The organism is Acidovorax sp. 210-6, from assembly GCF_010020825.1.
In the GTDB taxonomy this organism is placed as follows: domain Bacteria; phylum Pseudomonadota; class Gammaproteobacteria; order Burkholderiales; family Burkholderiaceae_C; genus Simplicispira; species Simplicispira sedimenti.
Map to the genome: position 1 here is coordinate 1,293,635 of NZ_JAACJE010000001.1, position 25,875 is coordinate 1,319,509.

The following is a 25,875-nucleotide window of genomic DNA, read 5'->3' on the forward strand; positions in this document are numbered from 1 at the left end:
GGGTCCATGCGTCGCGGTGCATTGGGAACAATCTATCGGCGCGGGGCGCCGAGATAAAGCCAGCAGCAGCTGTTTCAGAGATAGCGGCTCGTTGTCCAGCATGCGCCAGCACCTCGATCTCGCCGCCGTGGAGACCTTTGTTCTGGTGGCCGAGCTGCACAGCTTCACGCTGGCCTCCGAGGCCCTGGGCATGACGCAGGCCGGTGTCAGCGCCCAGGTGCGCCGGCTCGAGGCCGCGATGGGCAGGCGCCTCATCGATAGGACGCCCAGGCACGTGCGCCTGTCCACCGAGGGCGAGGCCTTCCTACCACTGGCGCAGGATCTGCTGGCCGCGCAGCAGAGCGCGTTGGAAGGGGTGAAGGTGCCGGGCCGCGAGCTCAACATCGCGATCAGCGATCACGTCGCGGGGCCGGAGCTGCCCGAGATCATCGCGCGCGTGAACGCACACGATCCTGGCTTGCTCCTGAAGGTGCGCGTCGACTTCTCGAGCGAGGTGCGCAAGGCCTTCGAGCAGGGCGATCTGGACGTGGCGGTGATCCGGCAAGGCGCGCGGCGCGATGGCGATCTGCTCTTCGAGGACTGCTACGGCTGGTACGCCAGCCGCACGGCGCGACTCGCGGGCAAGCCTCTGCCGTTGATCACCGTGGTGGAGACCTGTGGCGTGCGCGCCCTCGCCATCCGTCTGCTTGTTCGCTCCAACGTGCCGTGGGTCGATGCGTTCCGCGGGGGAGGGGTGGCGACCGCCATCTCCGCGGCGGCTGCGGGAATCGGTGTGCTCCCACTTCCCCGCCGCCTCGCGACGGCGGGGCTCGTGGAGGTTGGCGAAGCCCTCGGACTGCCGGCTCTCCCGCCGGCCAAGGTCGCCATGCTGTCGCGCAGCGTCGACGGCTCCACGAAGGGCACGGTACGCACCTTGCGTTCCGCGTTCCGTGCGTCGGTGGGGTGCCGGTGACCCCGCCCGCGATGGCCACCGGCAGTGCCATCGGTGGGGGCCTGGGCATGGCTGCATGCCAGACCGAGCACCACGCCGGCGACGCCGAACGGTGCAAACGCCTCCTGGCCGGCGTGGGGAGCTGTGCGCAGGTGCGGGCCTGCCGGCCTCGGCCGGGAAGCCGACGGCTCACGCGCCTGCGGCCCGTACGGCGCGTTCCCTGGGATGTGGCGTTTTTGGATAACAGAAGTTTGCACGATAACTTCTTAGATGTTATTGTGCGAAAAGAGAGTTATGATGCAAGGGCAATGGAGAATTTCGAGGCAGAAGTGCGGGCGTACCTGCAGCAGGTCCTGGGCCTTCGCATCCAGGACGCAACGCCGTGGGCGGGTGCCGACGAGCTGCCGTATTTCCTGCGCGACGCCTTCCGTTTCAGCGAAATGGTCCTGCTGGGACAGGGCGTCGTGCTGGCCTTCGCGCCATCCGCGCAACGGCCGCCGCTCAGCGAGATCCGCAGGTGGATGGACAAGGTCCGGGCGGTATCGGGCAAGCCGGTGATCTACGGTACGGACGCGTTGGCATCGTACGAACGCAAGCGCCTGATCGAACACCGGGTGCCGTTCGTCGTGCCCGGCAACCAACTCTACCTTCCCGACCTCGGGCTGGATCTGCGCGAGTACTTCCGGCAGCGTGCTCCGGCGGCTGAAGAGGCACTGAGCCCTTCCGCTCAGGCCGTGCTGATCAGCGTATTGTTGAGACAGCCCTGGCAGGCCGAATGGCAAGCCTCGGCCATCGGGAGCGCACTGGGCTACACGGCCATGACGATGTCGCGGGTGGTCAGGGAACTCGCCAAAACCGGGCTGGCGAAGCCGTACGCCGTCGGGCGGTCGCGCTGGCTGCGGATGGATTCGCACCCGCGGCAGATCTGGGAGCGGGCAGCGCCGCTTATGCGCACACCCGTGAAGAGAACCGTGTGGGTGCCCGGGAGCGCAAACGCCGTCGGGCAGCTTCGGCTCGCCGGCCTCAGCGCCCTGTCGCGCCATACCCTCGTGGCTGAGCCAACCACTGTCGTGTACGCGGCTGGGCCGGCAGAGTGGAAGGCCGCCAGCAAGGTCGGCATGCAGGTGCTGCCCGAGCCGACGCCAGCCGCGCACGAGTGGCAGCTGTGGGCCTACAGCCCCGCTCTGGGGCCGGAACGGGCGACCGTGGATCCGCTGTCGCTGATCCTGAGCTTGCAGGACAGCACGGACGACCGGGTCCGAATGGCGCTGGATGAACTGAAGGAGCAACTGCCATGGTGAGGGGCCTGGATCTCTTCCGGCACTGGTTCGAGGAGCATGCAGACCAATATGTCCTGATTGGCGGCACGGCCGCCACGCTGACCATGGAGGACGCCGGCCTCCCATTCCGCGCCACCAAGGACCTGGATGTCGTTCTCCACGTCGAGGCGCTGACGCCTGCCTTTGGCGCGGCGTTCTGGAGCTTCGTGGAGGCCGGGGGATACGGGATCCGGCAGGCCAGCGAGACCGGCAAGCCGGTGTTCTATCGCTTCCAGAAGCCGGCCGACGAGCGCTTTCCGGCCATGGTCGAACTCTTCGCGCGCGCACCGGAGGGACTGGAGCCGGCCGCGGGCAGCCGCCTGACGCCGATTCCGATGGAAGAGGCCGTGTCGAGCCTGTCGGCCATTCTGCTGGACGAGGACTACTACGAGTTCATCCTGTCCGGCCGCCGCGAAGTGGACGGCCTGCCATGGGTCGGTGAAGACCGGTTGATCCCGCTGAAGGCCATCGCGTGGCTGGAGTTGAGCCTGCGCAAGGAGCAGGGCGCCAATGTCGATGGCAGGGACATCCGCAAGCACCTCAATGACGTGCTGCGCCTGTCCCAACTGCTGGCACCAGCGACGCGCATCCCTTTGGCGCCCAGGATCGGGGACGACCTCCGCCGGTTTCTCGATCGCGTCGTGACCGACGATTCGATCGATCCCAAGGCCCTGCAGCTGGGCGACGTGACGGTTCACGAGCTCGCGGCGCGCATAGCGCGAGCGTATGAGCTGGATCAACGAGACGGGGTGTCTGGATGATCGAACTCCGTCAGGCCATGAGGTTTCGCTCGGCGTCCGACTAGCGCACGCATCGTGAGAGGGTAGAAGGTGGCGAGAGGTCCAGAGTCTTGCCTGGCAGCAGATGCATTGCACCAATCGATTCGAATCGCTAAGGTTGAGACCATTCAGAGAGGCTCGTATGCGGAAAATCGTCTTCGTCGTCTTCTTGCTGCTTGGCATTGGGGCGGGATTTCTGCCAGCTCGCAACGATGACTGGGGGCTGCGGATCGTGATGATGGCTGTCGGCGCTCTGTTCGGTGGAGCGATCGGTGGCGCGCTGTCGCAGTTCGGGAAGCGACGGCAGCGGCCTCGCCAGCTTCGGAACACCGAGGAGGCTGATTCAATCGCCGGCTCCGACATGATGGGCCGCGAAGCTGCCTTCAACTATTGGCGAGATGAAGGTCATTTACCCTTCACGAAGCCCCCGCGCCCTGAGCATGGGTCCCATATGTTGGATGCCGATAAGAACATCTAACCTAGCTATTTCTTCAAGACGTCCTTTATCGCTCGCGTCGCGTTATCGACGAGCGGTGCAGCGTCCTCTTTGACCTGCTTGCCCGCCTGCAACACCAGGGAGCGTTCGGATGCAAGGGTGCCGTCGGCCGTGCTCGTGATCTGTGCCTTTCGGTCGAATTCGCCTTGGTCGGCTGACGTGAGCGCCCTGATGCGCTCTCCTTCCTCGCGAACCGTGCTCCGCAGCGACGATGGCGTGTTCGCTACAGACGCTGTCGACGTCGCCGACCCTCCGAAACCTATCACCTCCCCTTGATTTGATAGGTGACGTCCGGCAAGGTCAGGGGCTAGTGCAGGATCGCTGGAGTTCTGCATATGCTGTGCTCGAACATCGCTGAAGGCCGTGGGCACCCCTGTGCCATCCGAGAAAACGCGATTCGGCCGCAGGGACTGCCGCGCCAGTTCCGCCTCCATCAGGATGCGCGCAGAGGCGCTGTTACCGCCGTACTGTTCAGCGTAGCGGGTGAACATTGCAAGGTTGTGAGGATCCTGAGCGATGTCGATGGAGATGGTCTCCCCCCTTTCATAGGCCGTCGAGACGCGCTCGGCGAAGGCACTTCGCTCCGATAGGCTGGCGTCGGCGCGCTCCGACCTGGCTGTGCTCGTCGCAAGGCGGGCCGCGAGATCCTGTCCCTCACGCGCATCGCTGGCAACCACCGTCATGAAGCTCCTGTCTCTGGAGACTCGATCGCCAAACTGCTTGAAGTCGGCCAACTGCTCCGCGGTCATTGAGCCAAGGGCCTTTTGCTCGGCCGAGGAGAGGCTCGAACTGTAGTTCTTATCCACGGCGCCCCCAACGCCGAGACGAGCAGAGGCCCCAAAGGCAATGCGCGCCGCCTGGGCCTGTGTTAGGCCTGTTGTGTCCGCCACGCTCTTGCTGACCTGGTCGAGCCGGTGGAGCGTCTCGCCGAACTGTTCGAAGCTGCTCGACGTGGAGCCGCTGCTGCTGCGCGAAGAGTTCAGCTTGGCCATGCCCTTGGTGAAGGCTTCCGCGAGGACGGCCGAGCGCTCGGAGCTGGCCGCGATGGCCTCGCCGCGCGCAGCATCCACCTGATGGCTCGCCTCCTGAACGTCCTGCTCCGACACCCGCATGGAGACTACCCTCGACGCGAAGCCCTGGTTGCGCAGCAGGCTGACCGCGGTCCTTCCGGTGAGCGCGTTCGACGAGAAGGTATTGCCGCTGAGGTCGTGCTGCCAGCTGCCCATGAAGGCCGAGGTGCGTTGCGGCGCGAGCTGCATCTGGTCCATGGAGATGTTGCCCAGCGAGGTGTTCCCGACGGTCGAAGCAGCGGTCGCGCCCGAGAGGCTGGCCTGAAGGCCCGACAGGCCGCCCACGAGCGCGGTGCCGAAGTTCTCCATGCGCTTGAGCGCGGCCCAGGCGACGAACGGGATGCTCATCGCCAGGTAGCCGACGATCGCCTCGCCGGAGAGCGCGCGCGAGTAGATGACGGAGGAGGTCTGGAGGGTCAGTGCCCGTGCGCCCGTGCCGAGGTCCGCCGCGGCGGCCAGGTCGTAGGCCGCATAAATGGAGGCCATGTAGTTCAGCACGGCGTAGAGAGGCGGCCACAACTGGATCCATATGAGGATCGTTGCGTAGCCTTTGATGGCCAGCATGGTCTCGCGCCCGCTGGTCAGCATCAGCAGCAGCACCATGAGCGGGAACAGGACGTAGGTCAGCGCTTCGATGACGTTGCGAAACACCGGCAGCGCCTGCTCGGCCACCTTGCCGTAGTTGAGCCACGAGGCGTTCATCTGCGCCACGGCCTGGGCGCGGCCCACGGCCAGCACCATCGCGGCAGGATCGTTGACCTTCTGCCCGATGATCTTACCCGTGTCCTCCAGTGCGTTGAGCATGGCGTTTTGCCGGATGATGTCGGCGGCGGTCGCCGAGGCATCGGCGATGCTGTTCTTGAGGTAAGCCTGTTGGACTTGCCCCGCGATGGCCGCCGCCGCCGCGGTCGCGGGGAGCGTGGGATTGAGCTGGAATGCCAGGCGTCCCTGGATCCGTTGGAGCTGTGCGGGCAGCCGTCCGTTGAGGCTCTGGTAGACGTTCGGGCAGGTGTCCACCCCCACATTGCCGTTCGCGCCGGTGAGCGTGCTGAAGCGCGCTGGGTTGGGTGAACCCATGAGCGCCCAGACGTCACCCGACGCAGAGAACGCGGCAGGGTCGAGCGTGCCGTCGATGAGGTCGTAGGTCGTGCAGTTGTGGATGAAGTTGATCAGGTCGGTGCGGAAGTCAGGGCTCTGGAACACCACGTTGCCGGTCTCCCGCACGAGGCGATTGCCGAACATCAGGCCGTTGCGCTGGTACGCCAGTTCCTCCGGCAGCGCCCCGGGGCCGGGGATCTGCTGGAACGCCGTCTCGAAGAGTCCCGTGATCGTGTGCCCGACGGTGCTGGTCATGCTGCCCAGCAGCGCCACGCCGAACGGCACGTTGTCCACGACACGGACCGCGGAGCCACCGGTCTTGTCCACGATCCCCACGGTCACCTTCGGCACGATCAGGATGCTGAAGACCAGCATCACGGAGGCCAGCCACTTCCACCCCTCGAGCTTTTCCGGGGCGAAGGCGTAGGCGATGAGCGCGGTGACGAAGCCGCAGAAGGCCACCAGCGCCACGGCCGATGCGTAGTCGCCGGACGAGTGGACGGCCGCGGTGGCGTTGAAGATCCCGAACAGGCTGTCCGCGTTCTGGTAGGCGTAGATCTCCCACATGGTGCTGCCGCCCCATCGCCACTACCGGGTCACGTAGGCGGCCTGCTGGCCGAGCATGTCCATCACGTGCTGGGGCATGCTGGAGCGCAACTGGCGCTCCAGCTGTTCGAGGTGGCTGGCCACGGCACGGTATGAGCCGACCTTCTGGTACAGCAGGCTCTTTTCCTGGCTGAGCAGCAGCAGGATCGCCTGTGCGCGCTGGCGGATCTGGTTGGCCTGCTCGCGCTGGGTTTGCTGGAGCGTGTAGTCCTTGGCCAGCGCTGCCATGCCCACGCGCAGGTTGCGCTCCAGGAAGACATAGGCGTAATCGGCCGCGATCACGTCGCGGTACTGGCCGATCAGGCTGTCGGCCAGGCCCGAGCCGGGAATGCTGGTGCCGACCGAGAGCATCTTGTAGACCGGCTCCGTGGTCTGGTTGACGAAGCCGACCTCGGCCGAGTTGTTGGGGATGGGCGTGCGCGTCGCGATCTTGTCGGCGATCGAGCGCATCATGGCCTCGACCTTGGCGGTGAAGGGCACATGGTTGTAGGCGGTGTTGAGCGAGACGACGTCGCACGCCGTGTAGTCGTTGCAGCGCAGCAGGTGCTGGATGACGTTGTCGCCCGTGCCGGCGGCCTGGCCGTAGAGCAGCTGGCTGATCGAGGTGAGCGTCGGCGCGACCGGCTCCGGGTCGCGGCCGGACTCTTCGGGATAGTAGATGACGGTGCCGACCATGCTCATGATCAGTTCCCGCCCCGCGTCGTCGAGCGCGGCGCCGGTGTACTGCAGGGCCTTCCAGGTGAGGTTGCCCACGAACGGCGCCTTGTTGCGCACGTTGGCATCGCCCGAGGAACGCGCGGAGGACAGGATGCTGGGCCGGTCCGTGCCGCAGCGCTTGCGCGCCGCGTCCCGGTCGCTTTCCAGGCCCATTTCCATCGCGAGGTCCGCGCAGGTCTCCTGCGAGCTGTAGCCCACGGCCTCGGCCGCGGTGCTGACAATCGCCTTGGCGGTCTCGCAGGAGTTGATCCGCGCGTTGTTGATCCATGTCTCCAGGCCCTTGGCCCACTTGGTCAAACCGCCGAGCAAGGGAGACACGGCCTCCAGCGCGAGCTGGAAGGCGATGCCGGGCAAGGCGGCCGTAATGTTTCTCAACATGGCTTTGAATTCCTGCGCGGAGATGTGGCTGAAGCTGCCCCCGAAGACGTCGATCCCGCCGCAGCCCGCCTTGGCCGACGGGAACTGGATGGCGGCGAGCTGGTAGACCTTGTTGGGGGAGCGCATCATGAGGTTGCCGCCCGTGTAGGTGTTGTAGGTCTGGCCCCGGAAAGCGCCCGGTGCGGTGTAGTTGCCGATGGCGCCGAGGTTGGCGAACATGTCGTTCACCTCGCTGTTGAGGTCGGCCCGCGCGGACTGGCCCGTGGACAGCATCGCCAGGGACACGGCCAACGCGATGGCCCTGCTGCGGTGGATGGAGCGCGAGGGGGATGGCACGGGAACCTCCTAGGGCAGGGCCAGGTGCTGCGTTGCGCCCGGCAACATGGCTTCGCCCGCGGGCGACGTGACGATGGAGATGCGCTCCAGCAACTGCGACTCGGAGAGAACGCCGGAGCCGATCTGGGTGATCTTTCCGGAGGCGGGGTGGGCCAGGAACACGGCCGGCACCTGGGCGACGCGCAGCGCGGTGGCGATGCCGTTGTCGGGACGCGCGCGCGGGAATGCCGGCATGGGACCGCCGTCGACGCTCACCGCCTCGACCCGGATGCCGTGGCGTGCCTCGAAGGCCTGGAGGGTCGGGGCGAAGGCGTGGCAGTAGGGGCAGTCGCTGCGATAAAAGAAGATGAGGACGTGGTCGGCGCCCAGGGCGGCCACGGAGCCGGAGCGCTCGGCCCGCTGCTGCTGGTCAAAGACCTCCAGCGCCTGCGCGTTGACCGGGCGGCCCTGCAAGGTCGGGTCGAGCGCCGGGGTGGCCCAGGCGATGCGCTGGGCCATGTCGGCGAAGTAGGAGGCGCGGTCCACCACCTGCATCTCCAGCTCCATGTAGCGCCGCACGTTGGTCTCGGTCGGACGCATGATCGCGATGTTGCGCAGGTCTTCCAGCGCCTTCTGCAGCCGTTCGAACTCCACGAGCTCGGGCGGCCGGGGCGGCGCCAGCGGCCGTGCGGGCATGGGCGGGGCGGGGCGGGCGGAGGGCTCGCGCTCTTCGGCGGGAGGGTCTTCGTAGAAGTGCCAGCCGCGCCAGGCGTCCGACCAGTACGGGCGCGGCTCATCCTGGAGGGATGCGGCGGCGCCGTTCGCTGCCGCCGCCGTGCCGCCGAGCAGCATCAGTGCCAGGAGCAGCAGCCGCTGACGCGGGCAAGGAGCGTGGCCGGTCCTCATGGTGCCCTCACCGCAGCGACTTCGGCGGCAAGCCGTCGAGGCAGTAGTTGATGCCGAACTCGATGGTCTGCCTGCGCGGCGCGGCCACGTCGGGCAGCTTCACGCCTTCCTGCCAGAACAGCACCTTCAGCCGGCTGCAGCCCGGTTCGCGATAGCGCTTCTCGGTCGACACATCGATGTAGATGGGCGAGGTGGCCTCGAAGCGCTGGGTGATCGCGTCGGCGATCTCGCCGACGAGGACGCCATGCGCCATGCCGTCCGCGGACTGCAGCGCCGCCAGCAGGACGGGGCGGGCGTCCGCCACGGGGGTGCGGAACGTCTCGGCGCGTGGCTGCGCCATCAGAAGCGGGAAGAGGGCGGCGCCCGCGAAGGCGGCGGCCCGGCGCGCGGCGCAGTTCATTGGCACCTCCCTTCGCCGTAGTAGCAGTTGCTGGCGCGACCGGCGGCGCCGCTCTGCATCGCGCCGACGTTGGGCATGTTCGGGACGATCGAGGCATAGAACTCAGTGAGGTCCATGCGCGCGAAGTCCAGGGCCTGCAACTGCGCGATCGTGAAGCCCGAGCAGTCAGGCGCCTCGGCCGTTCCCCACCACTTCATGACCTGCAGGCGACCCTGCTCGTTGATGATCCGGGCCAGCACGGAGTTGAAGCAGCACTTGCTCGTCGTGTGCGTGATGCAGGAGACGCACTTGCCCAGGATCCGGATGCAAGAGGAGCAGTACGTGCCGACCGTGTGGCACAGGCGGGCGCCTTCCTTCATGGCGAGCTTGCCTTCCTCTTCGTCGCAGGACATGGCGGCCATCACGACGTAGATCACGATCGCGATGACGAGGCTCCATGGGTCGAAGGCCACGACCACGCTCTCGCCCGCGTAGAGCACCGAGGAACCGGCGGGCAGCGCGGTTCCGTTCACGGCGACCGTGACGCCGTAGGTGGTGAAACTGCCGGAGAAGCCGCCGCCCAGGAGCAAGGCCTGCATGCCCTGGTACAGGAACTGGCGGTTGCCGGCGTTCATCAGGGCGTCGAAGACCAGGCGCGAGCCCACGCCGAACATGCTCTGGTTGCTCATGCCCTTGCCCGCGCCGTCCGACATGCAGCAGTTCTTCAGCAGCCGGTCCCTGCAGCGGTTGGCCTCGCCCCGGAACACCTGCAGGTTGTCGGTGTCGAGGTAGACCCCGGCCTCGCGCCCGGCTTCCAGGAAGGACATGGCGCGGGCGAAATCCGCGTCGTTGGTGTAGGTGGTGTTGAAGCAGCTGCCGGCAATGCAGAAGACGTCCTTCGGGCAGTTGCGTGCCGTGACCGCGGAGCCCGGGGCGACCGGGCAGCTGTAGGTGTTCTCGGTGATCTCGCACAGCCCCGTGGCCGGGTTCGGCTGGCGGCAGGTGGTGCCAGTGGGCGTGCAGCCCGCGGTGGCCAGGGGCGCGCATTCGTCCGTGGGCGCGCCGTACTGGCAGGAGAGCGAGGTCTCGTAGCGCCAGCAGGAGCGGGTGACCGGCGCGCCGTCGATCTCCTTGGTGGCTGGCCCATCGACGCAGCGCGCCGCGCCGGTGACGGCGCAGCGTCCTTCTGCGTCCAGCGCCGGGCACTGGTCGTCCCACTGGTCGGTCTCGATGACGGTCGTGTGCGGCCGCTCGTAGCCCAGCGTCATCTGCGGGATGTACCCGTACAGCGGGTTGAGCCGGAAGCCCACCACGGGGCGGCTGCCGGCCGGCCGCCAGTAGGACCCCTGGAGGGTGCGCGTGATGTCCTCGCCCGGCGCGTCCTCGGGGTCCTCGCTGGGGGCGTAGCAGCGTCCCTCCTCGAGGTAGGTGGTCTGAACATCCCCGGCATCGCCTGCGGCGCCGGTCGTGTGGCCGATCCGGTCGCCGCTTTGCGTGCCGGCGGGGCAGGCGCCATAGATCTCCAGGAAGGGCCGTTCGGTCGTGCATTGCATGTCCCCCGAATCGCCGCCGCCACCCGTGCAGACCTGCCGGTATTCCTGGGCCACATAGCCGGTGACCCGGCAGTCGTCGCCATTGCAGCGGTTGTTGGCGACCCAGAGGCCGTTTCTGCCGCCGCCCATCGGATCCCCGCCGGGCAGCGGCGCCACGATCTGCGGGAACACGTACGCGCTGGTCATGTCGACGTCGAAGAAGGCCACCGGCGCGCCGCCCGCGGTCACGCGCATGCGCTGCTGCGAGGCTGGCTGGTCCGGCTTGCACTGCACGCCGAGGCCGATCGCTCCCGCGGTTCCCTGGGCAAACCACTCCCCGGGCGGGCAACTGCTGGTGCGCGAGACCGCCACGGACAGCGTGCGCGCGCAGGACAGCGCGGAAGCGCCGGAATACTGCCGGCACACGCGGGTCTCCGTGGCCGGCGTGGCCACCGTGTCGACCTGGCAGCCGGCGTAGAAGCTGGCAATGTCCTCTAGCTGGGTGGACGGGTTGGACGCGATGCGGCGGGCATCCAGCACGGCGGGGTCGTACGGAGACACCGGCTCGCGCGGCGTGTGGGCCGAGGCCCGGGCACCCAGCAGCGCCTGGCACACGGGGTCGTTCGGAGTCATCGCGCAGCCCGCTAGCCGGGCGCTGGTCTGCCCCGAGAGGTTGGGCTGCCCGTAGTAGAGCCGCTCGGGCGGCGCGTTCGTGTAGCCCGGCACCACGGCGGAGGCGTCCGGGGCATTGATCGCGCCGCGGATGACGGGATTCGCGGCCTGGCCCGCAGCCGTGCCCTCGGCGTGCGCGCCGGTCTGCGCCGCGGTCTGGGTGGTTACGAAGCAGGCGAGCGTGGCCCAGACCACGGCCCGGCGCAGGAGGAGGGAGAGCGTGAGAAGCATGGTGGCGCTACTCCTTCAGCCGCCGCAGAAAGCCCGCCGCGTCGCCCTGGAACGCCGGCGCAGCGCGCACCATGTGCTCCAGCGCATAGTCCAGGCTCACGTCGCCGGCCGCGCGCAGGAAGGCCTCGGGCGGCGCGCAGGTGCCGCTGGCGCACGAGACCGGGCGCGTGCCGTCGCGCACCAGCACGAAGCTGGGCACGCGCTCGATCGAGAACCGGTCGTAGGCCTGCGGGTCGATCTGCACCGCCACCTGGCGCGTGCCGATGAGCGGCTGCACCTGCGCCACGGTCTCGCGCAGCGACCCCTGTGCGAGTCCGCGCAGGATCACGGAGGCGCGCGCGCGCGCGGCCTGGTCGATCAGCCGCTGCAGCGCAGGGCGCGGCATGGACAGGCTCACGAAGACCATCAGCCCAGGCCCCTGCGCCAGCCCTTCCGCGGCCTGCATGGCGCCCGCCTGCGCGGCATAGCCCCGCGCCAGGGCCTCGAGGTCGATCGGCATGTTCGTCGCGGGCCGGGGCAGCGCATCGATGGCGGGGGCCGGCGCCGGGGGCGCCGCCTTCAGCTCCGCTTCTGCGGGCATGCGGTGCTTGCGCCGGGCCTGATCGATGTCCTGCTCGGTGACGGTGGGCTGCTCGCGGCGCACCCGCTCGAGGTCTGCATCGGTGATGGCGGGCGCGGCCGGACCCACGACTGGCCCGGCGGCAGGGGATGCCGCCGCGTGGACGGCGAGCACGAACGCCAGGACGAGCTTCCGCCCGCGGAGAAGGTCAGTAGCCCACACAGCAGTTCCTCTTGCGAAACAGGATGAAGGCGAAGTCCTCGCCCTGAACGGGGTACTCCTTGCCGGCGCCCCAGGTGACGGTCTGGCGCCCGAACGGCTGGCAGCACTTGCCGGCCTCCTTCGACGTGGCCGGGATCGGGTAGGTGAGCTGGGTCTTGTAGGCGGCCTTGTCCATGACCGGCAGGAAGTACGGCCCGCACAGGCCGGCCTGGCCGTGCCAGCCCCAGGCGATGAGTTCCCGGTGCATCTTGGCCGTCAGCCGCTGGGCCATCAGCGCCGCCGTGCGTACCCCGCCCATGTGGTACGGCACGTGGCCGTTCATCGGGTAGAGGCCGCCCTGGCAGCCCGCGCACCAGAACATCTCGCGGATGCCAAAGCCCATCGAGGCGGCGACGCAGTCGGCGGCGCAGGCCGCGACCGCCACGGGGTTGGCGAACAGCACCGCGTCGGGATTGATGATCAGCGTGAGCTCGTCGTCGGCCCAGAGCGGGTCGACCTCGGTGAGGTATGCAAGGTCGAAGCTGCCCTTCTCCAGGCAGGGGAAGTCGGTCACCACCTCGAGGTAGTAGAGGATGGGGTTCACGTAGAAGTGGGCCTGGTAGAACGATCCGCCGTCGCCGTCGCCCTCGGGACGCGTGAAGCGCGCGGCCTCCGGCGCGGGGATGCCCGGGTCGAGGTCGATGCCGCCCAGCGAGGCCAGGCAGAAGGGCTTGCGCACCGCCTCGACGTGGCGGGCCGGTTCCCAGAAGCCGATCGACAGGCCGATCACCGGGTTGACGCCGCAGGTGCACAGCGGGCTGCCTGGGTTGTCGATGTCCTCCTGCGAACCGAAGTCGCCGATGCGCGCGCCCCCGATGCTCAGGGGCAGGATGCAGCTCCAGCAGATGTCGGTGATCGGGTTGGGAAACCTGCCGGTGCAGGTGGTCGCGCCCGCGGCCGCGCAGCCTCCCGCCAGGAGGAGCCCGGCCAGCCAACGGAGCGTGTGGGTGAGCAGGCGCGGTTTCATCGCTCCACCTCCATCTCGTCGATGCGCAGCCGCTTGCCCTCCTGGGACACCAAGGCGGGCACCTGCGTGATCCCCAGGCGCCGCGTGAGCATCCCCTGCTGGTCGTAGTAGACCGGGACGCGCCAGGCCTTCATGAGATCGAGGTAGGAGCCTGCGGTCAGGATGGGCTTGACCTTGCCCTGGTAGTGGGCGACCAGCTGGTGCGCGCGACGCACTTGACGGGCGTCGCGCGCGTCGAAGAACAGCAGGTGGCGCGACAGGGAGACGATGTCCAGGGGATTGGCCTGCGTGCCGGCGGCGAAGAGAAGCTCGCCGTGCGCGCCCAGGATGTTGCGGTCGAGCGTGTAGGTGGGGTCGAAGTAGAAGGAGCGCGGAAACGCCGTGGTCCGCACGCCGGGGACCGGCACCGGGTTCCTCACCGTGTCGGTGCCGCGTGCCCGCGCCTCCTGCTCGACGCGCGCCAGCTCGCCCGAGCGCTCCTTCTCGCGCAGCCGTTCCTCGATCATGCGCAGCAGGTGCGGCTCGGTGATCCCGTACGTCGGCCCCAGCGCGCCGAGGTCCGTGGCGCGGGCGGTCGTGCCGCCACTGGCCAGCACGACGAGCAGGGCGGCCGACAAGCAGCCGCCGGGTCTCATCGCCCGGCTCCACGAGGGCAGGGGACCTGGGCCACCAGCCGGTCGCGCGCGGCCTTGTCCTGCAGCTGGGCAGCGCGCATCAGGCCCATGAGCGCCGGGTGTCCCTCGCCTTCGGAGATGGCCTGGCGCAGTTCTGCCGTGGTCGGCGCGCGGCCGCAGCGCAGTTGCACGGCCGCGATGTAGGTGCGTGCGCCCTGTTCGGCCGACGGAGCGATCTGCCGCAGCAGGCCGAGGTAGTCGGTGATCGGCATGTCGCCCTGGGCGGTGGCCACGGTGGATGCGCCGAGCGGACCGAACGCCGGGCTGGTTTGGGCGGGCGCGGCGCTTGCGGCCAAGCCCATCACGGCCAGCAGCGCGATCAGGTTGGCGCGATGGACAGTGTGGAATGCGGGAGGCATGGTCCGGTTCCTCAGAAGATCGGCATCACGACGCCTACCACCTGCTCGTCGCGCACCAGGCCACTCTCGGCGTAGCGCGAGTCGAAACTGTGGAGGCCGATGCCCTGCACGTAGTAGTGGCCCGGAGGAATGACCACCGGCGCGATGGGCGCGAGCGGGTGCCCGTCGTAGGCGTGGGTCTTGGCCCGGCCCACGGCCTCGCCGTTGACGAAGACCGTGCGGTCGGAGACCGTCACGATGTCGCCGGGCAGGCCCCGCACGCGCTTGAAGAACGGCTGGCCGCGCAGGCCCCGGTAGTGCGCCTGAGCCTCGCCCGCGAACGCGAACACAATCAGGTCGCCGCGCCGTATGGGCTGCTGGTGGAACTGCCTGAGTGCCACGTGGTACGGCAGGCTCGGCGTCCAGTTGACGAGCAGGGGCACGCGCGGCGTCGGGTCCAAGAACAGGCGCACGTAGGCGAAACCCCAGACCGCGAACACCGGCAGGTAGAGGTACCAGCGCCGGCGCATGTGGCGCAGGAAGTCGATGAAGGATCGGGTGCGCTGGCGCCACCAGCCCGGCGCCAGTGCTGCGTCATCGGAGACGGTGTCCACGGTCATGGCTGTTCCACCTTCCGGCGCAATGCCGGCGTCAGGTCGCGGCTGTTCGGCGCTCCCGCGATCGCGCTCTTGATCACCACCAGGCAGCCGCATTCGCGAGGCAGCTCGTCCAGCGCCGCGGGCAGCCGCTGCGAGAAGCGGCGCGCGAGCGCGAGCGCCCTTTCGCGCTCGGCCTCTGTGCCGCCGCTGGTGAGCAACTGCGTGAATTCGGCTTCCTTCGTGCGGTAGACCTCGGAGAGATCCACCACGCCCACCACCAGGGCGGGGCGCAGCACCCAGCGGTCGTAGGCGGCGAGACCCGCGGCGAGCAGCAGCGCAGCGACCAGTGCATGCAGCAAAACGGCCTTCATAGCGCATGCCCCCGCTGGCGCAGCAGCTCGGTGATCGCCTCGTCGATCGACAGGCCCTGGGCGCGCAGTGCGTCGATGGGGGCGTTGTCCTCCAGCTTGTTCGAGAACAGAAGGTGCGTGGCCGGGTCCAGGATGTTGCGCGCCACCCCTTCGCCGACGGGCGAGGAGATGTAGACCTCCGAGAACGCGCCGGCCTCGGTGCGCAGCGAGTTGAGCAGGCGCTTCTTGGGCTCGTCCATCGACAGGCGGGCCTTGCGGTCCAGCATCTCGATCGATTCGGGCTTCTGGCGCAGCAGGAAGACCCAGTCCGAGCAGGCGAACGCCGCCTCCATCTGGGCCGACCCGTAGTAATCGTCGGCGCTCTGCGTGGCCGTGCCGAGGGCGCCGCCATACTTGCGCGCACGCCGGGCTGCCTCCTCGACCACAGCGGCCTTGATCGGGTCGTCGGCGCCGATGTCGCCCAACTGCTGCTTCAGCTCATCGATGAAGAGCACCTTGCGCCGGTTGCGCGTGAGGTACATCTCCCCCGTGATCTGGTGCAGCAGGAGGATGTTGACGACCGCGTGCAGGTCCGGGCGGCGCTTGAGTTCCTCATTCTCGATGACGATGAAATCGTTGCTGAAATCGACGTTGGCCCGGCCCTCGAAGAAGCGCTCGTACTGCCCACCCTTGGCATAGGGATTGAGCATGATGGCGAGATCCCGGATGCGCGGATCTCCCCGGACGCCCAGCTCCTCGATGGTCCCGGTCTTGAAGGCGTCGCGCAGGCCCGTGATCGTGAGGTCCCTGCCGTGCTCGCGCCAGAGCTTGAGGATCATGGCCGAGATGGCCTTGCGCTGGACCTCGTCCAGCGAATGCTGCATCGAGCACATCTTGCTGATGCCCGGCACCAGCATGTCGATGTCCTCGTTGATGTCGTGCACGATGGTGAACGGGTTCAGGCAGATGTCCACATCGGGCCGGAATTCGATGTACGTTCCCTTGGCCTTGCGGCAGAGCTTCTCGAAGCTGCGCCCGAGGTCCAGCATCCAGACCTTGGCGCCAATCGCGCGGTAGGACCACGCGAGCTCGTTCATCAGCACGGACTTGCCGCTGCCCGGCGCGCCGATGATCGCGAAGTTGTAGTTGCCGAGATCGTTGTCGAAGAGGTCCAGCGTCATGATCTGGCCGCGCCGGCCGCCGAACACCAGGGCCGGGGTGCGGGTGCCGCGCCATTCCGCGATCAACGGCGCCATGTGGATCGCGTTGGCCATGGTCTTGCGCGTGACGCGGCGCATCTTGGACAGGTCCTTGTGCATGCGCGGCGTCAGCGTCATGGGCAGGCTCGCGAGCAGGGCCTGGCGGTGCATGTAGGCGTCGGCGTTGAGCTGGAATCCGCGCGCGCGCCAGATCGCATTGGCTGCCTCGTGCGCCGAGGCGGCCTTGTCCGGCTGGGTGAAGATCGCGAGCTGGTGGTACAGGCTCACGAGATTGCCGCCGGTGTCCAGCGCATTGGCCGCCGCGGACCAGTCGTCGAGCTTCTTCCTCACATCCGGCATCACGTCGGCCATCCTGCTCTTGGCGTTCTGCGTGGCGCGCACGTGGTTCGCCGTGACCACCGACTTAGTGACGTTCGGATCGAGGATGTGCACCCCCAGCGTGATCAGGAACGGCGCGCTGTACTGCAGGGCCGGCTGCATCAGGTCACCAATGAGCGAACCCATCTGCCACAACGCGAACCGCTCGGGGAACGACTTGATGGAGTAGAAGCGCGCTTCCAGCATTTCCTCGCTCGTGCCCTTCCAGAACGTGATGCCCGACGGATGCGGATCCTGGACGGTGTCGAAGTCCACGATCTGGTCGCGGATCTCGCGCCCGTCGTCGTAATGCAGCCAGCGGTCGTCGTCGGCGTTCAGGTCCTCGGCGTCCGAATGGGCGATCCGGTCCGGGTTGGTGAACAGGGCGCACCAGTTGATCAGGTCGGCCGCGTCGCACACGCGGTTGGGCAGCATGGCCGAGCGCAGGGTCGCGGCCATCGAGTCGCGCAGCGTCAGCAGCGCGTCGCGGCGGTTGAGGTCCGCGGCGCTGCCCGGGAAGGACACGCTCAGCATGAGCCGGAAGTCCCGCAAGGTGTAGTGGAAGCCTGCGGTGAGCGAGGCCTTCGTGCCGCGCAGCAGGTGCTGCACGCGCTGGCGCGCGAGCCTGCGGAACAGGTTCTCGTTGGGCACCGGCCGGCCAAAGGGCCGCGCCTTCTCGGCCTGGTCCTCGTCCTCGATACGCAGGTTGGTGTACTGGCGCAGCTGCTGGCGGATGTGCGGCGAGGCGAACAGGTGGAACTGCAGGCCGGTGCCGGGCGGGCAGTTGGCGTACAGCGAGACCAGCACCTCGGACATGCGCTCGTCGGCGCCCGACTGCGGCATCACCTCGAGAAGGAAGCCCATCCCTTCGCGATTGACGAAGATCTTCTCCTCGGCCAGGTAGGCGGAATAGGGCAGCCAGCTCGCGAACTGCTCGGCCGGGATGTCGGCCGGCATCCCGAAGGGAAACAGGGGGGCGGCGTGGCGTTCGCCGTGACGTGCTTCGGTGGAAGGCAGGCGCATGGCGGCCTCACTGCGGTCGTGGCCCCGTGCCGGCCGGCGGTGGGCGCAGCAGCGGGAAGGAATTGAACGGCGCGGGGCGTTGCAGCGCGCTCTCTGCGGCGCCCGCCGGCCCGGCCTCCGCGGGTATCGGCCCGGCACCCGGCTCGGTGGTGCCGGAGGGGGTTGCGGGCACGGCGGGCGGGGGGCGCAGCGGCGCGTACTGGTCGCGGATGCGCTGGCGCACGTGGTCGATCTGCCAGCGACCGGCATCGACCTGGACGTAGACGAAGCCCTGGTCCCAGAGGTCGCCGTCCGCATCCTCCCACGGCTTGGTCCACAGCCGCAGCACCCGCGCCTCGGATCGCAGCGCCATGCCGGGCACGCCGCCGGCGGCGTCGATCGCGGGCGCGGCGGCCGCGAATGGTTGGCGGGGCGGTGCGGCGGCGGCCGGGACAGCGTCAGGAGCCCTGGCCTTGGCGCGGGAGGTGGACGGCTCGCCCGGCGCGGTGGCGGAGGCCCGCTGGCTCGGCAGGTTCTCGTGCAGGGCGTTGACGTAGGTTCCCGACACCGACTCGCAGGCCACCCCATCGGGGGCCGCGCAGGCGTACTTGGATCCGCCACTAAGCCCCGACATGTTGACGCACCCGGCCAGGGGGATCAGCGCGGCGAACGCACCGAGGTGCAGCGGCCGGGTCCTCATGGCCGTGCGCCCGCCGTGCCGGACTTCGTACCGGCCACCTTCGCGGCCTCCGCGAACCTGGCCTCCAGCGCGGTGCGCCCGATGTAGCCGTCCGTGCGGATGCCGTCGGCCCAGATCAGCGTCGGCGTACCCTGCACGCCCAGGCGGCGGGCCAGCTCGAGGTTGCGCCCGATGGGGTGGTCGCAGTGCGCGTCGGACCGCAGCAGGCTGGCGTCCGCCTGCAGCATCCACTGGCGCCAGGCGCGCTCGCGGTCGGCGGCGCACCAGATCGCGATCGGACGGGCCTCGCCCTGGAAGGGCAGGAGAAAGGTGTAGACCGTGACGTCGTCGATGCTGGCGAGCTCGGGCTCGAGCTGCTTGCAATAGATGCAGTTGGGATCGCTGAAGACCGCGACCTTGCGCCCCCCGTTCCCGTGCACCGTCCGGATCGCGTCGGCCAGCGGCAGCTGCTCCAGGGAGACGGTTGCCACCGTTCGAGACACCGGCTCGGACGGCCCGCCCGGGCCGGTGCTGCGCTGCGCGATCCGCGGGCCCGTGATGTCGCGCATGTCTTGCGTGTCGAAGAGGCGGCCGAAGACGAAGAAGCGCGGGTTGGCCGCCGGCACATAGGCGACGTTGCCGTTCATCCAGACCTCGTAGAGCCCTTCGACGTCGGTACGCGACACCTCGGTGAACTGCGTGCCGGGGTGCGCCTTGCGCAGCGCAGCGAGGAGCCGGGCCTCCTCGGGCGTCGCGGCGTTGCCGGCCGGCAGGGCGGCGAGCAGCGCCGCACACAGTGCGGCCTCAAAAAGCAATGCGGCGGTGCGCGAGCGGCGCAGGCGCACGGGTTCAGTAGTTGCCATCATCGGTGGCCTCCAGGTAGCGGGTTTCGGGGGAGGGGGAGGGGCCGGCGGTGGGCCCGGCCATGGCGGTCATCGGCACGTCGATGCGCACGCCCTTGGTGATCACCACGTCGATCTGGCGGCCGGCGTCCACCTCGATGACGGGGAAGGTGTTCTCGGCCAGCTTGATGTAGTACTGGGCGAGGCGGTCCAGCGCCTTGCCCACGCCCTGGCCCAGTCCAGCGCGGTAGGCGTCCGCGTTGCTGTCGGCGCTGGCGATCGTCCCCAGGGCCGAGGTGCTGTAGGTGGTGTTGGCGGTGGACAGTCCCTGGCCGATGCCGCTGACCACACCTGCCAGCAGGGCGTTGGCGAGCATCTGCCCTTGCTTGGTCACGAGGCGGCCGCGCATGCCGACCTTGCCGTCCTCGCCGTAGACGCTGCCCTGGATGCGCACCTCCAGCGTCGCGCCGTCGGCGCGCACGCAGGACAGGTTCTCGGTGCGCAGGTACGCGCGCTCGGAGCTGATGTCGCCGTAGCCGGCGGCGACCACGAAGCACTCGCGGTACTCGCCACGGAACCGGTTGGGAAGCACCGAGTTGTCCGAGAGACGGATCAGCACGGGATGCGGGTTGCTCTGCGACTGTCCGCCCGTGGGTGCGTCCAGGCCTCCGAGCAGGATTCCCCGCGTGAAGCTCACGGGCAGGAAGGTCGAGACGGTCTTCTGCGTGCTGGAGGACGCGCCTGGCGCGCCGTCTCGGGCAGCCTGTCCATCCCCGCTGCCGGTGGCCACCGCGCGGGACCGGTCCACCAGAGTGACGCGCGAGATGGTCGGCGTGGGAGGCACGGGAGGCGTGGGCGGCTGCAGGCTGGGCGCGCCGGCGGGCATCGCGCCTGCCCCCGCAGCCGACGGCGCCGGGGGCGGCGGCAGGCTCGCAGCAGGCGGCATGGCGACCGGGCTCGCCGGCGCGGGCGGCGGTGGCGGCGGCGCGGGTGGCGCAGGAGGGGGCGCGGCCGGGGGCTGCTGGTTCGCGGTCAGGCGCTTCTCCAACTCCGCGAAGCGCTGCATCGTCCGCCCCTCGAAGGCCTGGCGCTCCTTGTTGAGCCGGTTCTGCTCGTCGCGCTCGGTCTCGTACTGCGCGAGCTTGCGGCCCGCGGTGCCGACCCACTGGTCGAGCGGGTTGACCTGCGCGCCCGGCGGCAGCACGCCGATGTTGGTGACGTCGCCTGGCTGCACCTGGGGAGCGCTGCCGCCGCGCGGCTGCGGCCCCGGCCCGGCGAAGCTGAAGATCAGCCAGAGCAGTCCGATGCCGGCCGCGAGGATTGCGCCCAGCAGGGCGTACTGCCGCTGGCGCGGCGAGAAGCGGTCCATCAGTCCGCGCACGGCGTAGCCGGGCGGGCGGCCGCCCGGGGGCATGGAGGGCGCGTTCATCGTTCGCCTCCCCGCCGGATCACGTAGACGCTGGTGCTCTCGCCCGGCCGCAGGCTGTGGTGCTCGATCGCCACGCCGACGGTCTCGCCGCCGGCGCGGCTGTCGGGGCGGTCGAATTCCTGCTCGGCCAGCACCATCGGCGCCGCGCTGACGTTCTGGAGCAGGTACTTCTCGCCGGTCAGGCCCCGGCCCTCGTACTGGCGCAGCAGCGTGAGGCGTGCCTCGGCCCAGAGCTGGACCGGGCGGGAGCGCTCCTCGACCCGGACGTCCGGCGGCACGCGGTCGGACGCCATGGCCACCAGCAGCGCCTTCATCGCGCGCACGTGGCTGGGCGCGGGGCCCGAGGGGGCGGCCTCGGCGGCGGCCGGGCGCAGCGCGCGCGGCGTCTTGTCGCGGATGACGATGGTGTCTGCGGGCGTGTCCGAGCGGCGCAGCAGCAAGGTGTAGGTGGCGGAGGCCGAGGCCACGAAGAGGTTGATCGGCTGGGCCGCATCGCCGACCGGGCGGATGTAGATTTCGCCCTTGTCGCGATCGCACTCGACGATGACCTCCCCGGCCGGATTGACCGCGGGCGATGAGAACGCACCCGCGGGGGAGAGTCCGGGCGTGGCGGAGGGCGAGCCGGGCGAGGCTGGCGGTGCGGAAGCGGGCATCGGCGGGCCGCCGCAATGGCTGGAATGGATGTTGCCGAACACGTCGGTGATCGGCGTGCCCTCGATGCGGATGCGCGTGGGCTCCTTCAACGACACGATGGCCTCGGCGGCGACGCCGTCGCTCGCCTCGACGACCTGCAGCGCATGGGCATGCAGCCCGAAGGACAGGGCCGTGACGAGGAGGATCCGCCGCGCGGCGGGAGGCAGTCGCTTCCAGCGCTCGCGTGTCGGCGGCAAGGGCACGCGTGCTGGCGCGGTTGCGGCGCGCGCGGCCGGGCCTGCGCCGCCGACGGCGCGGCGGGCCACGGGCAGGCGCAGTGGCGTGCGCGCGGTGTCACTTGACCGCATAGGGCACCTCCTTGAATCCGATGACGTGCATGCGAGCGCCGGCATGACCGAAGTCGATGCGGTAGGCCTTGAGTTCGTTGGCGGTCTCGTAGCCGTTCACGAGGGTGCGCAGGCGTCCGCGCACGACCAGCGACTGCGCTTCCTCGCTGGCCACGAGCTGCTGCGGCGCGAATGCCGTCGCGGCGTTGATGCGCTTGAGGCGCTCCGCCTCGACTTCCTGGCGCGCCTTGAGCGCGCCGTATTGCGCCGGGTCGACGTAGCCGAGCAGGATGTCCTTCTTCCAGTCGATGGAGCTGGGGGTGACGTCCAGGATCAGCCAGGCGACGAAGCTGCCCATCTGCTCGAGGTACTCGCTCGATGCCTGGTCGGCCGTGACCCAGAAGGTCTTGCTCAGCGACGGTGGAACGACCACGGTGCGCACCGTCCCCAGGAGCTGGAGGATGACGATGAGCGCGACGAACAAGCCCGCGGCCAGCGCGCCCACGGCCAGGCCCAGTCCCCGGTTGCGCCGGCGTAGCTCCTTGAGGTCGCCGCTGAGTCGCTCGAAGTCCATGGTGCGCCTCGGCTCAGCCGACCATCCGGCGGAGATGGGACGGCGGCGTCACGCGCATCGACGTCGCCGGGTTGGTCGGCAGGTGCCAGTAGAGCCAGTGGAGGGCGAACGCGGGGTGCTTGTCCGCCTTGAGGCGCGATATCCAGCGCGAGATGGCGAACCCGGCGGCCATGCAGACCGCGAACGCCACCTTGCTCGACGACAGGTAGCCGACGAAGAACATGAACACGATGGGCGCGGCGACGTCCACGTCCCAGAAGCCCAGCTTCCAGCTGTCGTCGAGACGCCGCGGGATGTAGGTGTCCGCTTGCATGGGGGCCTCCGGAATCGGGTGCGCCGGGGCTCAGACGACCGCGCCCATGATCGCGCCGGCGATCACCAAGCCGACCGCCGCGAAAATGGCCAGGCCGACATAAAAAAGGACGGGGCCGAAGTTGCGCAGCGCCGACAGCGAGATCAGCGCGACCACGAAGCCGACGAAGCCCACGAGCGCCTTGATGCCGGGGCCGAGTTCCGCGATCTGCGTCAATGCGCTGGTGAGCGGCCCGGTGATGCCCGTGAAGGCCACCAGGTCGAGTGCATGGCTCGGGAACGCGAGCGCCAGTCCCGCGATGGCGAGCGCCAGCAGACAGACGAAGGCGATCAGCTTGCGCGCGGACGAGCGCCGGGCGGCCGGTGCGGGGGCGGAGAGGATGGCGATGCTCATGAAGAACTCCTTTGGAAATGAAGGACTGAGGGACGGGACGGCCGGATGGCGGGCCGGAGGCGCTCGGGCCGCCGGTAGCTGCCGGAGGTGGAGCCGCTGCGGCGCGGCGCGGTGGAGCCCGCGGGCTCTTCGGGTGGATCCGGGCGAAGGCCGCCGGGGGCCGGCAGCGTCCGGATGGCGTCCGTAGGGCGCGTCCTCATGGGGCGTCCTCCGGATCGGATGCCGAGAGCGTGATCTCGACGCGCCGGTTCGCGAAGCGGCCTTGCGCGGTGTCGTTGCTCGCGGCGTAGCAGCACGCTCCGGCGGCCTCGATGTCCACGGCCGCCGGCCAGCGCGGGAGGCGGTGGCGCAGGTGGTCGCGCACTGCGCGGGCGCGCGCCATTGCCAGCGCGTCGTTCACGGCCTGGGGTCCGGCGCTGTCGGTTCTGCCGACGATGCGAAGCCGGTGCAGCGCTCCGGCCTCCGAGGCCTGGCCGGCAGCGGTGTCCAACTGCGCCCTGGCCGCCTCGTTCAGCCGTGCGTCGCCGAACGGGAAACGCACGGTCACGGCGATGTCGCCGCGCCGCTGCGGCCTGGCTGCGCCTTCGGGCTCATCCGGTCTGTCGGGAGATGCGGGGGACGGCTGCGGCGTGGCCGGGACCGCGGTGCCGGCCTCGTGACCCTTCGATGCGGGAGCTTGCTGCGCGGAAGCTTTGCGCGGCGTCTCCGGCGAGGCGAGGGGCGCAAGCGATGCCGGCCTCGGGCCTTGCTCGGCATCGTGTTGCCGTGCGGGAGCAGCCTGCGCAAGGGTCTTGGGCGTGACGCGGGGGCACGCGTCGTCGCTGCACAGCACGAACGGTGCGAAGCGGGCTGTGTCCATCCGGGGGCCGCTTTCCGCCTGCGCGATGCGCAGCGCACCCGTGTGCGGTGCGGCCGCGGCCGGCGCCGCCGCCGAGGGGGCTGCCGGCGGACGCAGCAGGGCGCAGGCGCAGAGCGCGAGTGCGCCCATGCAGCCGGCGATCCAGGTCCCGCACCTCATGGCGCCACCCTCGGGCTGATCCGCACGTGGTAGCGCACGGAGGCCGCCGGGCGGGCCGCCGCTGCGACCGCCGTGCCTGTGCCCGTGCGCGTGCCGCCAGCGGCGGGACCGCGGGACGGGGACGATTGCGCAGCGACGGCGGCAGCCGGCATGGCGGCCGGTGTCTGCGGCAGCCGGCGGTAGACCTTCCACGCATACTCCGAACGGGCCCGGGCGCATGCCTCGCCCTTGAGTTGCGAGCACGCGGCGTTGTAGGCGCCTACCGCGTTCCACGTGACGCCGTGGCGCGCGAACGCATCGGCGAGCAGCCAGGCGCCGACCTGCAGGTTGGTGCAGGGGTCGTACAGATGCGCCTCGGTGATCCCATGGCGCGCGAGCTTCGGGAGGTGCGAGCTGTTGATCTGCATCAGCCCGATGTCCCGCGTGCCGGTGCGTGCCTGGTGCGTGTTGTTGACCGCGCGCGGATTGAGCCCGGACTCGACGCGGGCCACGGCATAGAGAAGGTGGGCGGAGATGCCGTAGCGTTGCGCCGCGACGTCCCAGCACGCGCTCGCCGTGCCCGGCGCGGCGTGCAGCAAGAGTGCGGCGATGAACGGTAGAGATCGCATGACTTGTCCCATGGATGGCGGTCCGCGCCCCGGGAACCGGAGGCGGAGGCGCGACCGGCGGGGCCGGGCAAGGTCGGATGCGGGTGGTCAGGATGCGGCGGTGCAGCCTGGCGGAGGGTCGGGCCGGCGGCGGGTCGCGCAGCCGGTCGGGGTCGGTGGCGCGGGGTCAGCGCTCTGCGTGTGCGGCGTGGGCCGAGGCCCCGCTCGCGCGCTCGGCCATGTTCAACCGGGCCTGGCGCAGAAGTCGGGCGCCGCTTTCATCGATGCGGCGTGCCTGCGCGACGCAGGCGGTGGTGAGCTGGTCGAGCTGGAAGTTCGGGTTCGGATGGCGGTTCGCCGGTGAGCGCTGCAGCTCGCGCAACTGCTCGTACTGCGCGCGCCACATCGATTCGCGCCGGCGCGCCGTGGTGGGAGGACGCAGGACCAGCTGGGTGCCCAGGAACCGGAAGACCTCCTGCTGGTCTGCCGAATTGGCCAGGCTCAACGAGACGGCGGCGCTGATCAGATCGGGGAAGCGGAAGGTGGGGCAGACGTTCGCCGCACTCTTGAGGATGCTGTACAGCCACGCGTATTCCTCGAGCCACAGCCTCGCCTCGACTATGGTGTCGGCGGGCGCCTGCGGGTTGGCAGGGCGGTGCTGGATCGGTTCGTCGCGCGATGACAGGGCATGGTCCATCTCGATCTCCTGAGCGTTGGCGCGGTCCTGGGACCGCGGCCGCATCGAACACAACTCGGTGCCATGAGCGTACGGGCGGCGGTCCATGCTGTCGCCCTGGAATGCGATGGATATGGGGGGGATTTCGGCGACAGCTCTCGGCAAGCGCGCTCGGACGTTGCCTTGGCGCCGCGCCAGCCCTGGGCTTGCGCGAGAGAGCCGCTAGCATTGGCACATCACAACCTGACTGGGAACGCTCTACATGGCCAAGAACGCTGCACGCACCTATGCCGACATCACCAAAGAGATCGAGTTGCTCCAGAAGGAAGCGCAGGACCTGCGCAAGAAGGAGGTCGCGGAGGTCGTGGCGCGCATCAATGAAGCGATAGCGCACTATGGCCTGCGCCCCAGCGATCTCAAGTTCGGTGGGCAACGCCCGAACGTCAAGGCCCAGGTCGCCGGCACCGCGAAGAAGGCGCCGGACAAGCGCAAGGCGCTGGCAGCGAAATACCGGGACGACAAGGGCAATGCCTGGACCGGCCGCGGGCCGCGTCCGCGCTGGCTGCGCGATGCCCTGGAGCAGGGCAAGGTGCTGGAGGACTTCGCGGTCTGAGGCCTGGAGGAACGG

General features: G+C 69.3%; 27 protein-coding genes. 5 read left to right on the plus strand and 22 right to left on the minus strand.

From position 1 onward, the window contains the following. The first annotated feature begins 100 nt into the window (after positions 1-100). From GWK50_RS06000 to GWK50_RS06015, 4 genes are all read left to right on the plus strand, one after another. Complete coding sequence (locus GWK50_RS06000) at positions 101-952, plus strand: LysR family transcriptional regulator (protein ID WP_059400252.1); 852 nt, start codon at positions 101-103, stop codon at positions 950-952. Between the two features lie 287 nt (positions 953-1,239). After that, positions 1,240-2,232, plus strand: coding sequence for a hypothetical protein (locus tag GWK50_RS06005; RefSeq protein ID WP_059400253.1), 993 nt, complete (start codon positions 1,240-1,242; stop codon positions 2,230-2,232). After that, positions 2,226-3,011 carry a hypothetical protein gene (locus tag GWK50_RS06010; RefSeq protein ID WP_059400254.1) on the plus strand — a complete coding sequence of 262 codons (786 nt, stop codon included), beginning with the start codon at positions 2,226-2,228 and terminating at the stop codon, positions 3,009-3,011. The genes GWK50_RS06005 and GWK50_RS06010 overlap by 7 nt, the downstream gene beginning before the upstream one ends. Before the next feature lie 160 nt (positions 3,012-3,171). Next, the gene (locus GWK50_RS06015; protein WP_059400255.1) at positions 3,172-3,507 is read left to right on the plus strand and encodes a hypothetical protein; all 336 of its coding nucleotides are present in this window, start codon (positions 3,172-3,174) and stop codon (positions 3,505-3,507) included. 5 nt (positions 3,508-3,512) lie between these two features. On the opposite strand, the gene GWK50_RS06020 is transcribed toward GWK50_RS06015, so the two are convergent. The 22 genes from GWK50_RS06020 to GWK50_RS06125 all read right to left on the minus strand — a co-directional run bounded on the left by GWK50_RS06020 (position 3,513) and on the right by GWK50_RS06125 (position 25,268). Further along, positions 3,513-6,260 carry a conjugal transfer protein TraG N-terminal domain-containing protein gene (locus tag GWK50_RS06020; protein WP_059400256.1) on the minus strand — a complete coding sequence of 916 codons (2,748 nt, stop codon included), beginning with the start codon at positions 6,258-6,260 and terminating at the stop codon, positions 3,513-3,515. A 21-nt stretch (positions 6,261-6,281) separates the two neighbouring features. Beyond that, a complete protein-coding gene (locus tag GWK50_RS06025; protein WP_059400257.1) occupies positions 6,282-7,730 on the minus strand; it encodes a conjugal transfer protein TraH in 1,449 nt (482 codons plus the stop codon). Between the two features lie 9 nt (positions 7,731-7,739). After that, entirely contained in the window at positions 7,740-8,615 is an 876-nt protein-coding gene (gene traF / locus GWK50_RS06030) for a conjugal transfer protein TraF (protein WP_059400258.1), read from the minus strand. A 7-nt stretch (positions 8,616-8,622) separates the two neighbouring features. Beyond that, a complete protein-coding gene (locus tag GWK50_RS06035) occupies positions 8,623-9,015 on the minus strand; it encodes a hypothetical protein (protein WP_059400259.1) in 393 nt (130 codons plus the stop codon). Further along, positions 9,012-11,429: a type-F conjugative transfer system mating-pair stabilization protein TraN gene (gene traN, locus GWK50_RS06040; RefSeq protein WP_059400260.1), complete on the minus strand. Its 2,418-nt coding sequence runs from the start codon at positions 11,427-11,429 to the stop codon at positions 9,012-9,014. The genes GWK50_RS06035 and traN overlap by 4 nt, the downstream gene beginning before the upstream one ends. 7 nt (positions 11,430-11,436) lie before the next feature. Continuing rightward, positions 11,437-12,162, minus strand: coding sequence for a type-F conjugative transfer system pilin assembly protein TrbC (trbC, locus tag GWK50_RS06045; protein ID WP_242455308.1), 726 nt, complete (start codon positions 12,160-12,162; stop codon positions 11,437-11,439). A 34-nt stretch (positions 12,163-12,196) separates the two neighbouring features. Then, the gene (locus GWK50_RS06050) at positions 12,197-13,216 is read right to left on the minus strand and encodes a TraU family protein (RefSeq protein WP_059400262.1); all 1,020 of its coding nucleotides are present in this window, start codon (positions 13,214-13,216) and stop codon (positions 12,197-12,199) included. Beyond that, positions 13,213-13,833, minus strand: coding sequence for a type-F conjugative transfer system protein TraW (traW, locus tag GWK50_RS06055; RefSeq protein WP_242455309.1), 621 nt, complete (start codon positions 13,831-13,833; stop codon positions 13,213-13,215). Before traW ends, GWK50_RS06050 begins: the two co-directional genes overlap by 4 nt. 14 nt (positions 13,834-13,847) lie before the next feature. Beyond that, complete coding sequence (locus GWK50_RS06060) at positions 13,848-14,249, minus strand: hypothetical protein (RefSeq protein WP_059400264.1); 402 nt, start codon at positions 14,247-14,249, stop codon at positions 13,848-13,850. 11 nt (positions 14,250-14,260) lie between these two features. Beyond that, the gene (gene traF, locus GWK50_RS06065) at positions 14,261-14,848 is read right to left on the minus strand and encodes a conjugative transfer signal peptidase TraF (protein ID WP_162015737.1); all 588 of its coding nucleotides are present in this window, start codon (positions 14,846-14,848) and stop codon (positions 14,261-14,263) included. Next, positions 14,845-15,198 carry a hypothetical protein gene (locus GWK50_RS06070; protein ID WP_059400266.1) on the minus strand — a complete coding sequence of 118 codons (354 nt, stop codon included), beginning with the start codon at positions 15,196-15,198 and terminating at the stop codon, positions 14,845-14,847. Before GWK50_RS06070 ends, traF (GWK50_RS06065) begins: the two co-directional genes overlap by 4 nt. After that, positions 15,195-17,777, minus strand: a complete 2,583-nt coding sequence (traC, locus tag GWK50_RS06075) for a type IV secretion system protein TraC (RefSeq protein WP_059400267.1) — start codon at positions 17,775-17,777, stop codon at positions 15,195-15,197. The genes GWK50_RS06070 and traC overlap by 4 nt, the downstream gene beginning before the upstream one ends. Positions 17,778-17,784: 7 nt before the next feature. Further along, the gene (locus GWK50_RS06080) at positions 17,785-18,456 is read right to left on the minus strand and encodes a TraV family lipoprotein (protein WP_059400268.1); all 672 of its coding nucleotides are present in this window, start codon (positions 18,454-18,456) and stop codon (positions 17,785-17,787) included. Next, the gene (locus tag GWK50_RS06085) at positions 18,453-19,301 is read right to left on the minus strand and encodes a DsbC family protein (RefSeq protein ID WP_059400269.1); all 849 of its coding nucleotides are present in this window, start codon (positions 19,299-19,301) and stop codon (positions 18,453-18,455) included. The genes GWK50_RS06080 and GWK50_RS06085 overlap by 4 nt, the downstream gene beginning before the upstream one ends. Then, the gene (locus GWK50_RS06090) at positions 19,285-20,706 is read right to left on the minus strand and encodes a TraB/VirB10 family protein (protein ID WP_059400270.1); all 1,422 of its coding nucleotides are present in this window, start codon (positions 20,704-20,706) and stop codon (positions 19,285-19,287) included. The genes GWK50_RS06085 and GWK50_RS06090 overlap by 17 nt, the downstream gene beginning before the upstream one ends. Beyond that, positions 20,703-21,707, minus strand: coding sequence for a type-F conjugative transfer system secretin TraK (locus tag GWK50_RS06095; protein ID WP_059400271.1), 1,005 nt, complete (start codon positions 21,705-21,707; stop codon positions 20,703-20,705). Before GWK50_RS06095 ends, GWK50_RS06090 begins: the two co-directional genes overlap by 4 nt. Then, a complete protein-coding gene (traE, locus tag GWK50_RS06100) occupies positions 21,694-22,260 on the minus strand; it encodes a type IV conjugative transfer system protein TraE (RefSeq protein WP_059400272.1) in 567 nt (188 codons plus the stop codon). Before traE ends, GWK50_RS06095 begins: the two co-directional genes overlap by 14 nt. A 13-nt stretch (positions 22,261-22,273) precedes the next feature. Next, complete coding sequence (gene traL, locus GWK50_RS06105) at positions 22,274-22,573, minus strand: type IV conjugative transfer system protein TraL (protein ID WP_059400273.1); 300 nt, start codon at positions 22,571-22,573, stop codon at positions 22,274-22,276. 30 nt (positions 22,574-22,603) lie between these two features. After that, a complete protein-coding gene (locus GWK50_RS06110; RefSeq protein ID WP_059400274.1) occupies positions 22,604-22,966 on the minus strand; it encodes a hypothetical protein in 363 nt (120 codons plus the stop codon). A gap of 196 nt (positions 22,967-23,162) precedes the next feature. Then, entirely contained in the window at positions 23,163-23,954 is a 792-nt protein-coding gene (locus GWK50_RS06115) for an OmpA family protein (protein ID WP_059400275.1), read from the minus strand. Between the two features lie 26 nt (positions 23,955-23,980). Next, complete coding sequence (locus GWK50_RS06120; RefSeq protein WP_082136755.1) at positions 23,981-24,592, minus strand: lytic transglycosylase domain-containing protein; 612 nt, start codon at positions 24,590-24,592, stop codon at positions 23,981-23,983. Positions 24,593-24,758: 166 nt separating this feature from the next. After that, positions 24,759-25,268 carry a hypothetical protein gene (locus GWK50_RS06125; RefSeq protein WP_059400442.1) on the minus strand — a complete coding sequence of 170 codons (510 nt, stop codon included), beginning with the start codon at positions 25,266-25,268 and terminating at the stop codon, positions 24,759-24,761. 241 nt (positions 25,269-25,509) lie between these two features. Here GWK50_RS06125 and GWK50_RS06130 point away from each other — a divergent pair, with 241 nt between their 5' ends. After that, complete coding sequence (locus tag GWK50_RS06130) at positions 25,510-25,860, plus strand: H-NS histone family protein (RefSeq protein ID WP_059400276.1); 351 nt, start codon at positions 25,510-25,512, stop codon at positions 25,858-25,860. Positions 25,861-25,875 lie beyond the last annotated feature (15 nt).

What these genes read in the sequence shown, in the direction of transcription:
- GWK50_RS06000 (WP_059400252.1), top strand. Translation starts at nt 101, where the DNA reads ATGCGCCAGCACCTCGATCTCGCCGCCGTGGAGACCTTTGTTCTGGTG.
- GWK50_RS06005 (WP_059400253.1), top strand. Translation starts at nt 1,240, where the DNA reads ATGGAGAATTTCGAGGCAGAAGTGCGGGCGTACCTGCAGCAGGTCCTG.
- GWK50_RS06010 (WP_059400254.1), top strand. Translation starts at nt 2,226, where the DNA reads ATGGTGAGGGGCCTGGATCTCTTCCGGCACTGGTTCGAGGAGCATGCA.
- GWK50_RS06015 (WP_059400255.1), top strand. Translation starts at nt 3,172, where the DNA reads ATGCGGAAAATCGTCTTCGTCGTCTTCTTGCTGCTTGGCATTGGGGCG.
- GWK50_RS06020 (WP_059400256.1), bottom strand. Translation starts at nt 6,260, where the DNA reads ATGTGGGAGATCTACGCCTACCAGAACGCGGACAGCCTGTTCGGGATC.
- traF (WP_059400258.1), bottom strand. Translation starts at nt 8,615, where the DNA reads ATGAGGACCGGCCACGCTCCTTGCCCGCGTCAGCGGCTGCTGCTCCTG.
- GWK50_RS06035 (WP_059400259.1), bottom strand. Translation starts at nt 9,015, where the DNA reads ATGAACTGCGCCGCGCGCCGGGCCGCCGCCTTCGCGGGCGCCGCCCTC.
- traN (WP_059400260.1), bottom strand. Translation starts at nt 11,429, where the DNA reads ATGCTTCTCACGCTCTCCCTCCTCCTGCGCCGGGCCGTGGTCTGGGCC.
- GWK50_RS06050 (WP_059400262.1), bottom strand. Translation starts at nt 13,216, where the DNA reads ATGAAACCGCGCCTGCTCACCCACACGCTCCGTTGGCTGGCCGGGCTC.
- GWK50_RS06060 (WP_059400264.1), bottom strand. Translation starts at nt 14,249, where the DNA reads ATGCCTCCCGCATTCCACACTGTCCATCGCGCCAACCTGATCGCGCTG.
- traF (WP_162015737.1), bottom strand. Translation starts at nt 14,848, where the DNA reads ATGACCGTGGACACCGTCTCCGATGACGCAGCACTGGCGCCGGGCTGG.
- GWK50_RS06070 (WP_059400266.1), bottom strand. Translation starts at nt 15,198, where the DNA reads ATGAAGGCCGTTTTGCTGCATGCACTGGTCGCTGCGCTGCTGCTCGCC.
- traC (WP_059400267.1), bottom strand. Translation starts at nt 17,777, where the DNA reads ATGCGCCTGCCTTCCACCGAAGCACGTCACGGCGAACGCCACGCCGCC.
- GWK50_RS06080 (WP_059400268.1), bottom strand. Translation starts at nt 18,456, where the DNA reads ATGAGGACCCGGCCGCTGCACCTCGGTGCGTTCGCCGCGCTGATCCCC.
- GWK50_RS06085 (WP_059400269.1), bottom strand. Translation starts at nt 19,301, where the DNA reads ATGATGGCAACTACTGAACCCGTGCGCCTGCGCCGCTCGCGCACCGCC.
- GWK50_RS06090 (WP_059400270.1), bottom strand. Translation starts at nt 20,706, where the DNA reads ATGAACGCGCCCTCCATGCCCCCGGGCGGCCGCCCGCCCGGCTACGCC.
- GWK50_RS06095 (WP_059400271.1), bottom strand. Translation starts at nt 21,707, where the DNA reads ATGCGGTCAAGTGACACCGCGCGCACGCCACTGCGCCTGCCCGTGGCC.
- traE (WP_059400272.1), bottom strand. Translation starts at nt 22,260, where the DNA reads ATGGACTTCGAGCGACTCAGCGGCGACCTCAAGGAGCTACGCCGGCGC.
- traL (WP_059400273.1), bottom strand. Translation starts at nt 22,573, where the DNA reads ATGCAAGCGGACACCTACATCCCGCGGCGTCTCGACGACAGCTGGAAG.
- GWK50_RS06110 (WP_059400274.1), bottom strand. Translation starts at nt 22,966, where the DNA reads ATGAGCATCGCCATCCTCTCCGCCCCCGCACCGGCCGCCCGGCGCTCG.
- GWK50_RS06115 (WP_059400275.1), bottom strand. Translation starts at nt 23,954, where the DNA reads ATGGGCGCACTCGCGCTCTGCGCCTGCGCCCTGCTGCGTCCGCCGGCA.
- GWK50_RS06120 (WP_082136755.1), bottom strand. Translation starts at nt 24,592, where the DNA reads ATGCGATCTCTACCGTTCATCGCCGCACTCTTGCTGCACGCCGCGCCG.
- GWK50_RS06125 (WP_059400442.1), bottom strand. Translation starts at nt 25,268, where the DNA reads ATGGACCATGCCCTGTCATCGCGCGACGAACCGATCCAGCACCGCCCT.
- GWK50_RS06130 (WP_059400276.1), top strand. Translation starts at nt 25,510, where the DNA reads ATGGCCAAGAACGCTGCACGCACCTATGCCGACATCACCAAAGAGATC.